At 46.2% G+C, this 10,718-nt stretch carries 1 protein-coding gene; it reads right to left on the reverse strand.

Annotated features, from left to right (window positions below):
* Positions 1-12: 12 nt before the first annotated feature.
* Entirely contained in the window at positions 13-10,707 is a 10,695-nt protein-coding gene (locus tag KFQ09_RS07615) for a non-ribosomal peptide synthetase (RefSeq protein WP_255836181.1), read from the reverse strand.
* Positions 10,708-10,718: the final 11 nt, after the last annotated feature.

A 10,718-nucleotide genomic window follows, 5' to 3' on the forward strand; every position in this document is an offset into this window, starting at 1 on the left:
GATCTAGTGGTGTTAGGTCAATTTCTCCTCAAGCATGTCAAAGATATCGTCCATTTCATCCATTTCAAGGTCTGCAGCCGAGAAGTCACTTGGTGTAAATTCTCGCTCTTGATGCGCTAAGCAATGGGTGATGATGGATCTGATCTTCTCCTTCAACAATGCGATGAACTGCTGTATCGTTTGTTCTTCATATTCACTTGCACAATATGAGCACGACAGAATGAATTGATTGTGCTGAACAAGACCGCTGAGGTTCAGCTTATAAACAGCTTCAGATTCAGGGCTTGCTTGACGGCCCATATCATAGGTTGAGGGCCCAAAGAGTTCTGTCGTCACTTCCTGATCAATCTGCCCAAGATAGTTCAAGCTGATTTCAGGCTGCACGTGTTTGACTGACGGTTCGGATGGTGTCATGTATCTTAAAATACCGTAACCAATCCCTTTATTCGGTACACGCCGTAGCATCTCTTTCGTTCCTTTGATAGCGTCTGCAATGGTCTGATTCGGTTTCGCTTCAAGAACGACTGGATACATGCTCGTAAACCAGCCAACTGTGCGGGATATATCTAATCCTGATAAAATGTCCTCTCTTCCATGACCTTCAAGCTGTACATGTACATGAGATTGACCTGTCCATTCCTGAACGGCCAGCCCAAGCGCACATAGAAGAATATCATTCATTTCTGTTGTGTACGGAAGATGGATATTCGTTAACAGATGCTCGGTTTCTGCTTCTGTCAGCTGCATTTTGACCGCTTTCGTATCCGCGACTTTTCTTTCTTTTACTTCATGGTCAACAGGTAAAGTCGTAAACGGTCTATTTTCAATCGCTGCCCAATACTCCTTCTGGTTTTTTAGCAGCTGTGACTGCGCATATCGTTCAATCGCTTCTGCCCATTCTTTGAAAGAGTGCGTTTTTGGCGGCAGAACCATCGTTTCTCCTTTTTCTGCCTGATGATAAAGAGACATAAAGTCTTCTAGTAAAATCCGGCATGAAACGCCGTCAATCACTAGATGATGTGTGATCATGAGTAAGTGATCACCGTTTTCTGTATGGAAACAAATCACTTTCATCAACGGACCTTTTTCAAGATTCAGTTGACGCTGATACTCATTGGCGTATGTGGAAATCGCCTGTTTCACATCTTGCGCTTTTGAAACATCACAAGAAATAATTGAAAATGGTTCTGTCAGCTCCCGCTGATTGTATTGCAGCATGTCATCATGCTCCTGTCTGAACACCATGCGCAGTGCATCATGATGTGAGAGCAGTTTTTGCAGAACTTGTTCTGTGACAGCCAAGTCAAACCCTTTTGGTGCATGAAGCATCATTGAGAGATTCCAGTGGTGCTGGTGATCAAAGTTCCGTTCAAAGAACCAGCGCTGAATCGGTGTTAAAATGACCTCTCCTTCCACAGCTGACTGATCAGCTGTGAGAAGGTCCGCTTCTTCGATATATGGGCGAAGCTCCGCAATCGTTGGGTATTGGAAAAGCAGTTTCATATCGAGCTTCCAGCCTTCTTGCGTGAGTCTGCTTGCCATTTGGATGCCTTTAATCGAATCTCCGCCAAGGAAGAAGAAATGGTCGTGAATACCGACTTGGCTGACGCCAAGCACATCTTCCCAAATGCCGCAAAGCAGTGCTTCCACTTCATCTCTTGGCGCTTCGTATGCTGTTTGATTCGCTTCCACATCAGGTGCTGGCAGTGCTTTGAGATCCACTTTGCCATTTGCCGTCATCGGCAGCTGGTCTAGCTCGATGATCCATGATGGCACCATATATTCTGGCAAGGTGCGCTTTAAGCTTTCTTTCAAAGTGCCCGTTTCTTCATCTGTGATGGCGTAAGCGACAAGAGCGTCTTGATCACTTGCGTCTTTGACCGTTGTCACGACGGCTTCTTGGACTGAATCCAGCGCAAGGAGCTGCGCTTCAATTTCTGACAGCTCAATACGGAATCCGCGGATGCTCACTTGATGGTCTTTTCTGCCGAGGTAGATCAGCTCGCCATCCTCTGTCCATTTCACCAAGTCGCCTGTACGGTACATGCGCTCTCCAGGATAAAACGGATCTGGGACAAACCGTTTGTCCGTTTCCTCTGGGAGATTCCAGTAGCCTCTTGCCAGTCCTTTCCCCGCAATCACAAGTTCACCCGGTACGCCTTGCGGCGAGAGGTCATATAACGAACCCATAATGTAAAAACGAGTATTGGCAATCGCTGTTCCGATAGGAAGCGTGCCTTGATCTGGATCAATGATCCCGCTTGTCGCCACGACCGTATTTTCTGTTGGGCCGTAGTTATTGACGAGTTTGTATGGAACGGGCTTCACCTGTTTCAGCTTGTCCCCGCCTGTCAGTAAGTAACGGAGAGAATGATTGTCCATCGACATAAACTGCTCACATAGCTGTGTTGGCAGGAACGCAATGGTGATACCTTCGTGATTAAAATACGAATTGAGCTTGATCATATCGAGGCGAATCGCTTCGTCGATGATATGGAGCTCTGCGCCGGCGATCCACGTCGGGAACATCTCCCAAATGGAGGCATCAAAGCCAAAGCCGGCATATTTGGCGGTTCGGTCTTGTTTCGTCACCTGGAAGGCATCATTGTGCCAGTAAGCCAGATTGACAAGGGACTGGTGCTCGACCATGACACCCTTCGGCTGTCCAGTCGTTCCAGATGTGTAAATCATATAAGCGAGATCCGTTGGTTTGATAGGAACCTGAATCTCGTGTGCTTCTCCTTCTACTGCCTCTTCTATGAAGAGGGTATGACCTGTGAAAGAACGTGGTGCAGTGAGCTCTTTCTGAATCAGAAGGACCTCTGCCCGGCAGTCTTCCAGCATGTAGGCAATGCGCTGTGCTGGATAATCGGCATCAATCGGCACAAATGCCGCACCTGCCTTGAGAACTCCGAGAACAGCGGCTGTCATCTCGAGCGATGGACGCGTGAGAATGCCGATGCGGTCTCCCGGTTTTGTGCCGGTGGAAATGAGTCTTGCGGCGACTGTATTCGCCCGGTTGTTCAGTTCTTCATACGTCCAGCTTGTGCCGCAGAAAGTTGCAGCTTTTTGATCAGGTACTTCTTGTGACCTCGCCTCAATCAATGCATGAACCGTTTGATCTGTCGGGACATTTAGGATAGGGCCTGACCATTCATCAAGCAGATGTCGCTCTTCTTCTTTGGTTAAGATGGAGATGGTTGAGATCGGCTGATTCAATTTCGCGATCATTTCGTCTATGATCCGCTCAAAATATTGACTCCATCGCTGAATGGTACTCTTTTTAAATAGTGCCTCTGCATATTCAAAGCGCAAGCCCACTTGATCTTGTTCCTCAAAGATGCCGAGCGTTAAATCAAACTTTGCCTGAACGGCTTCTTGCTGTTTGTGTGAAAGCGTAAGTCCGTTCAAATTCGGTAACGTCAGATCACGCTCATCCGTTGTCATCATGACACTAAACAACGGGTTGCGGCTCGTGTCTTTCGGAAGGTCTAACTGCGCGACCAAATCCTCAAACGGGAATCCTTGATGTTCATAAGCTGATAGATTGTGATCTTTTATTTTTTCTAGCAGATGCTCTGCAGTTTCTTCTAACTGAACGTCATGTCGAAGGGCCAGTGTATTCACAAACATGCCCGGAATCCGTTCGATTGACGCATGTGTACGTCCAGCCGTTACAGCCCCTATGACGATGTCATGCTGCCCAGTCAATTTATGAAGGAGAATGGCAAAGGCCGTTTGCATCACCATGTTCAAACTCACATTTTTTTCAGCCATGAGCGCTTTGATATGCTGCGCCTTTTCAGCAGACAGCCATCTATCCACCCGGTCTCCTGCAAATGACTGCACACTAGGCCGAGGAAAATCAAGCGGAAGTGCTAAGTCTTCTGGCGGCTGTGCATATTGCTCCAGCCAATACTGCCGCTGTTTTTCAAGTGCTGCTTGCTGCTCTTCTTCTTGCTGCCATACCGCATAATCCTTGTAGTGCAACTGAACTGGCAGTAACGTCTTATGCTCATACAACTCCGCTAATTCTTGAATGAGCAGACTGCGTGTCACCCCATCTGCGATGATATGGTGCATATCCATCATGAACACATATTTATCATCAGACAACTTTGCCACTTTTGCCCTCATTAGAGGTGCTTGATGTAATGAGAATGGTGTCATGAAGTTGTCTACGACGGATTGTACCTGATCGCTTTCTACTTCAACCATCTGTAACGTAAACGGCACACGGCGATAGATTTTTTGGACGGGACTGCCGTCAATTTCAACAAAGGCTGTCCGCAATGACTCATGTCTATCAATTAAAGCTTGAATCGCTCCTTCTAGCTGCTTCAGATCAAGGTTTCCTTCCATCATGAAAACGGCTGGCATATGGTAGGTGACGGATTCTGGATGCAACTGCTGTAATACGTACATTCGCTTTTGTGCGGAAGAGACTGGATAGAAATCTTGCTTTTCCGCTGGCTGAATGGATGTGACGAGCGAAGAATCAGCTTCTTCCAAATAGGCAGCTATCGCCCGTATCGTTGGCTTTTCAAAAAGAACCTTGAGTGGTACATGCTGATTCAGTTTGGCTTGCATGTTCGAAATGAGCACCATGCCTTTCAGAGAATGCCCGCCTAATTCAAAGAAATGGTCATCAATGCCAACTTCCTCCATTCCAAGAACATCTGACCAAATATCACAAAGCGTCTGCTCAAGCGCCGTTTCTGGTGCTGCGTGTGCCGTGCGGTTCATATGTGCCTCATGAGGAAGCGGCAGAGATTTTGCATCTACTTTTCCGTTTTGCGTCAGCGGCATATGATCCACTTTGACAAAATAAGTAGGAATCATGTAATCCGGCAGTGTCTCTGAAAGCTTTTCTCTAAATGTCAGCGTTCCAATGTGATCAGGTGCTGTATAATATAACGCCAGCTCCGGTAAACGAGATGTGTTGATCACTTTGACATACACTTTTTGAATGGTTGAAAGGGCACGTGCGGCATGCTCAATTTCTTGTTTCTCAATTCGATAACCGCGAATTTTCACTTGATCGTCTACTCTTCCAAGGAATTCAATCTCCCCATTTGCATGCTGTCTGACCAAATCTCCAGTCCGATACATCCGCTCTTGAGGGAAATAAGGATTTTCAAGAAAACGCTCTGCTGTTAATTCAGGCTGATTCAAATAACCTTTTGAAACACCATCACCTGAAATGTAGAGCTCACCCGGTGCGCCATAAGGGACAAGGCGCTGCTCGCGATTGCATACGAGCGCTCTTGTATGAGCAATAGGCTTTCCGATGATAGAACGCTCCTTTAAAGCGTCCAGCTCATGCGGTGTCATTAGCTTGCTCACTGTACCAATCGTTGTTTCTGTCGGACCGTAATGGTTCATCACTGCGACGCATGGATGCTGCTTCATAAATGTCTCAACATCTTCAGAGACAATCGATTCTCCTCCCAATACCACAAGCCGTAAAGCGTCAAATGTATAACCCTTTGAATCTGCCATCATATGAAATAAGGATGGTGTCATTTTGATATAAGTCAGCTCTTGTTCATCAATAAAACGCATGAGACGTACAGGGTCTGTATACACGTCTTCACGAGGAATATAGAGTGTCCCGCCTGCTTTTAGAACCGGGAAAATGCTTGTGTAACCAAGGTCGTATGCATAAGAAGACAGGAGTGCCGTTCGATCGCATTCTTGTAAAGTCACTTCATGTATCAACCAATTGACGTAGTGTGATAGATTACGATGCGTGAGCTGTACACCCTTTGGCTTCCCTGTTGTTCCAGATGTGTAAATCACATAAGCCAGTTGATCAACCGATACGTCCGGGAGGTCTAGAGAATCGTTTCGTTGGACGGCTTTCTCCACATGTACGACCTGAATCGACTTGAGATGCTGATACGAATCGCCAAGAGACTCATTAGCCACAATGACTTTTGCCCCTGAATCTTTTAATGTGTAACGAATACGTTCCGCAGGAAAAGCTGGATCAATTGGTACAAATGCACCGCCCGCTTTCATTACACCTAGCATCGAGACAATGACATAGACAGAGCGATCAAGAATAAGTGCGACTGTGCTTTCTTTCTCTACGCCTTGCATCTTCAGCTCACTGCAAAGAGCATTGGACATGCGATCCAGTTCACGGTAGGTCAGCTTCCTTTCACCATCCATCACCGCAATGGCATCAGGCGTTTCCATGGCTTGACGTGAAAATTGCACATGGTACGGCTCATGTTGACCTGTTTGTTCTCCATCCCTTTTCTCCAGCCGCTCCATTTGCTCATGCTGATCCAAGAGATTGAACAAGCCAATTCGTTCATTCGGATGCTGGACCGCCTCACGAATAATCGCAAGAAGATGTGTTCCGAACCGGCGGATGGTTTCCTCTTTAAATAATGCCGTTGCATAGTCTAGGCTTAGTTTTATTTCTCCCTCACGTTCAAATGCTTCTAGAGACAGATCAAATTTGACGGATCGGTGCTGCATCGCATAAGGCGAAATGTTCAGATCGCCGAGCTTTAGTGCAGGAACATCCATGTTCTGCATATTAAACGAAACACTAAAGAGCGGGCTTCGGGTTGTATCACGATCAAGCGGCAGACGCGCGATTAACTCTTCGAGCGGATAGCTTTGATGTGCAAAAGCATCTACACTCGTTTCTTTTATTTCTTCAAGCAGCTGTAAAAATGACTTTGTTTGTTCCGGTTTCCCGCGCATCGCAATGGTATTGATGAACATCCCCGGCATGTCCTGAATATCTGGATGTGTTCGCCCCGCAACAGGAGATCCGACAATGATATCTTCCTGTCCGCTGTAGGAAGCGAGCAGCACTTGAAATGCAGATAACAAGAACATGTACAGCGTCGTATCTGTTTTCTTGAGCAGCTCATGAATACGCTGAGTTGTCGCTTGATCACAGCCAAACATCACCCGTTCTCCAGAAAAATCACGTTCCACTGGACGTGGGTAGTCTGTCGGCAAATCTAAAACCGGTACATCTCCTTCGTATTGCTTCAGCCAATACGCTTCATGCGCACGCTGTTTCTCTGTTTCTTCTTCACTTAACTGCCAGACAGCGTAATCTTTATAATGAATGGCTCTTTCTGCAAGTGCCTCTCCATCATAGGCTTTCGCCAAATCCTGAATGAACGTCTTCATGGAGCTGCCATCTGTAATGAGGTGATGTGCTTCCAAGACTAATAGATGACGATCATGACTCACTTTGAGCAACTGTGCCCGCAGGAGGGGAGCGGCTGTCAAATCAAACGGCGCCTGACGTTCAGCAAGAAATGCCTCGGCCTCTTCTTCCTTTACATCATGGACAGGGAGGTCAAATGCCGCTCTTTCATGTACCCTTTGGACGATGTTCTCGCCTTTCATATGAAAACTCGTTCTTAAGATTTCATGCGTTTGAATCAATTCATCAAATGCTGAGGTGAGCCGCTGATGATCGAGCGTACCTTCAAGCGTTAAGACGATCGGAATATGATAGTTCGTACTCTTAGGTTCAAGTGTTTGTAAAATGTATAAGCGCCGCTGAGCTGGTGACACTGGATAGTCCTCCGCCTTCGCTGCGGGTAAGATCGGATGTCCTTGTTCTTCTTGACCGTCCTGGTCAATGTATGACGCAAGCGATCGAACCGTTGGCTTTTCGAATATCACTTGAATCGGAACTTCCTTTTGGAACACTTCTTGGATTTTGGCTGACATCATCATTGCTTTGAGTGAATGTCCGCCAGTCATGAAGAAATGCTCATCTATTCCCACCGCTTTCCCAAGCAGTTCCTCCCAAATTTGAGCAAGCGCCTTTTCCGTCTCAGTTTCAGGCGGAATGATCCTGACTTCTTCACGATGAGCTTCGTCAGGCGTTGGTAAAGCTTTTCGATCGACCTTTCCGTTTGCTGTAAGCGGGAAAGCATCTAGCTTCATGACGTGATGAGGTACCATATATGCTGGCAGTGCTTGATGAAATAAAGCCCGCACCTCTTCTTCTCTGATCGTTCCCGTATAGTAAGCGGTCATTTCTTTTTCTTCTGAAGGAGACGCATGGATGAGCACAACCGCCTCATCGATCCCCGCCTCTTGTTGAAGAACCGTTTCAATTTCACCGAGCTCAATACGGAAACCACGGATTTTCACTTGATCATCTGTCCGTCCGAGGAATTCGATTTGACCATTTGAACCGTACCTAGCCAAATCTCCTGTTCGATATAAACGCCCTTCTGCCTTGAAAGGATCAGCGATAAATACTTGCTTTGTTAATTCTGGACGATGGAGATATCCTCTTGAGACACCGTCTCCGCCAACATACAGCTCTCCTGGCGCACCAATTGGCTGAAGTCTTTGATTGTCATCTAAAATGTAAGCGGACGAATGATTGATCGGCTGACCAATTGGAATCGTGCCCGTTTCATCCCCTCTCACCTCATAAATGGTCGAGATGGTGGTGTTTTCTGTTGGGCCATACGCATTCAGTAAAACAAGTGATGGATGATGTTTCTTCACAAGCTCTGCACTTTTCACATTGATCACATCACCGCCTGTGATCAATTTGGACAGTCCCTTAAACATATGCGGTCGCTGCTGAGCGAGTTGATTAAACAAACCTGTCGTTAAAAAGAGCGCCGAGATTTGATTCGTTTGGATAAAGCGTTCAAACCGGTTGATGTCCAATAACGTGTCACGGTCAACAGGATAAAGCGTTGCACCGTTCAGCAGTGTGGTGAAAATTTCAAAAGTAATGGCATCAAAGCTGACTGCTCCTGTATGTGCCATACGATCCGACTTGTTCAAGCCCAGTGTCTCCTGTGAACATGCCAATCTGACAATATGTTGATGCTCAATTTGAACACCTTTTGGCTGGCCGGTTGACCCCGACGTGTACATGATATACGCCAATTGCGAAGGAGAGGTCTCGACTTCGAATGGTCCGTTGGAATGATTCGATATATCCGACACATGAACGGCTTGGATGCTTTCATGAACTGGCGGCTGGCTGTCCGCATAGAGCAAAACGGATGCGCCGCTGTCTTCAAGCATAAAGCGGATTCTATCCTCTGGCTGGGCTGGATCAATTGGTACATAAGCAGCCCCTGCTTGAAGAACCGCTAAAATGGCGATCACTGCTTCAGCAGATCGATTCATATACACTGCGACGGCATCTTCTTGTTTCACTCCGCTATCAATCAAATGTCCCGCAACACGATGGATTTCTTGGCCGAGTTCTTCATAGGTGAATGCCCGCTCTCCTTCGACTAACGCCAGATGGTCTGGCTGCGTTTGAATGCGTTCTTTCAGAAGCTCAGGAATAGACAGATGCTTTGGATAATCTCGTTCTGTCTTGTTCCATGCTTCAATCTGCTGTTTTTCTTCTTCAGTGATACACGTCACGTCATGAAGGCGAACTTCCGGATTTTCGATGATCTGCTTCATGAGGTTGGTCAGGTGTTTCGATATTTTTTCAATGACCTCTTCTTCAAAAGCCACCGCATTGTATTTGATTTTCAATGTCCATGTTTCACCTGGATATACGAGGACATTTAGATCGAAATTCGTTTGTTCAAATCCGTCTTTTACATCAATGGAAAACCCTAGACGTTCCGACATGGTGTCACCAGATAGCTCTTGATCTAAAGGATAGTTCTCAAACCCGACCAAGTGATCGAAGAGTTGTCCTCCTGCAGCTGTCTGTTGCTGAATGTCATAAAGCGGCATAAAATCATAGTTTTCCGCTTCCAGCGCATGCTGCTGAACTTTTTGAAACAGCTGTTTGAAGGTGTCTTCGTGATTCATTTCTACCCTGACCGGTATTGTATTGATAAAAAGCCCTGCCATCTGTTCAATACCAGCCACACTTGGCGGCCTGCCAGACACGACTGTTCCGAAAGTGACATCATTTGCCGCATGGTAAGTGCCTAAAAGAACCGACCAAACAGCCTGGAATAGATTTGGTGCTGTCACTTGGCAATTCCTTGCGATCTCTTGAATGCTGCTGACCATTTCAGCATCCCATGTGAACGTCCATTCCTGATGGTCATATTGCCCGTTCGCTTCTTTCTGTTGCAAAAGCCCTTGATGCTGAATCGCACCGTCTAAGCGATCCTTCCAATAGCCTTCCGCTGCTTGTTGATTTTGCTTGCCAAGCCACTGGATATAATCTGCATAAGGTTTTCCTTGTGAGCGATCCGGCGTTTTGCCGTTCCGATAAGATTCGTAGTAATGAAACAATTTTTTCATCAAAACTCCCATGGACCAACCATCCATAATGATGTGATGGTTGCTCCAAATGAGATGCCAGTTTGTTTCATTCAGTTGAAAAACAGCGACCTTCAATAACAAATCATTCGTTAAATGGAAGCCTTGCTTTCTCACTTGCTTTTTATATTGATCTAGTACCTTTTGCTGTTCCTGATGATTCAGGTGAGATAGATTCTCTCTATACACATCTAGATTGCGCTCTGCCAGTACAACCTGACGAGGCTTCTGTAATTGCTGATAGACAAAGGCTGTACGGAGAATGTCATATGTGCCGATGAGCTCATTGAGACTTTTTTCAAAAAGATCGAGATCAAACTCCCCTCTTATTCCAAGCTCCAGCTGTGTGAAATAAGAGGACGAATTAGGGTCTAGCATGGCATGATATAACATGCCTTCTTGCATTGGTGTTAAAGGATATACCTTTTGAATCTTCTGTTTGCTCATAGTCCACCTCT

Source organism: Bacillus sp. FS02, assembly GCF_024398395.1.
Taxonomy (GTDB): Bacteria; Bacillota; Bacilli; order Bacillales; family Bacillaceae; genus Bacillus; species Bacillus altitudinis.

Bases quoted from the DNA above. Each gene is read 5' to 3' on its own strand.
- KFQ09_RS07615 (WP_255836181.1), bottom strand. From the start codon at position 10,707: ATGAGCAAACAGAAGATTCAAAAGGTATATCCTTTAACACCAATGCAA.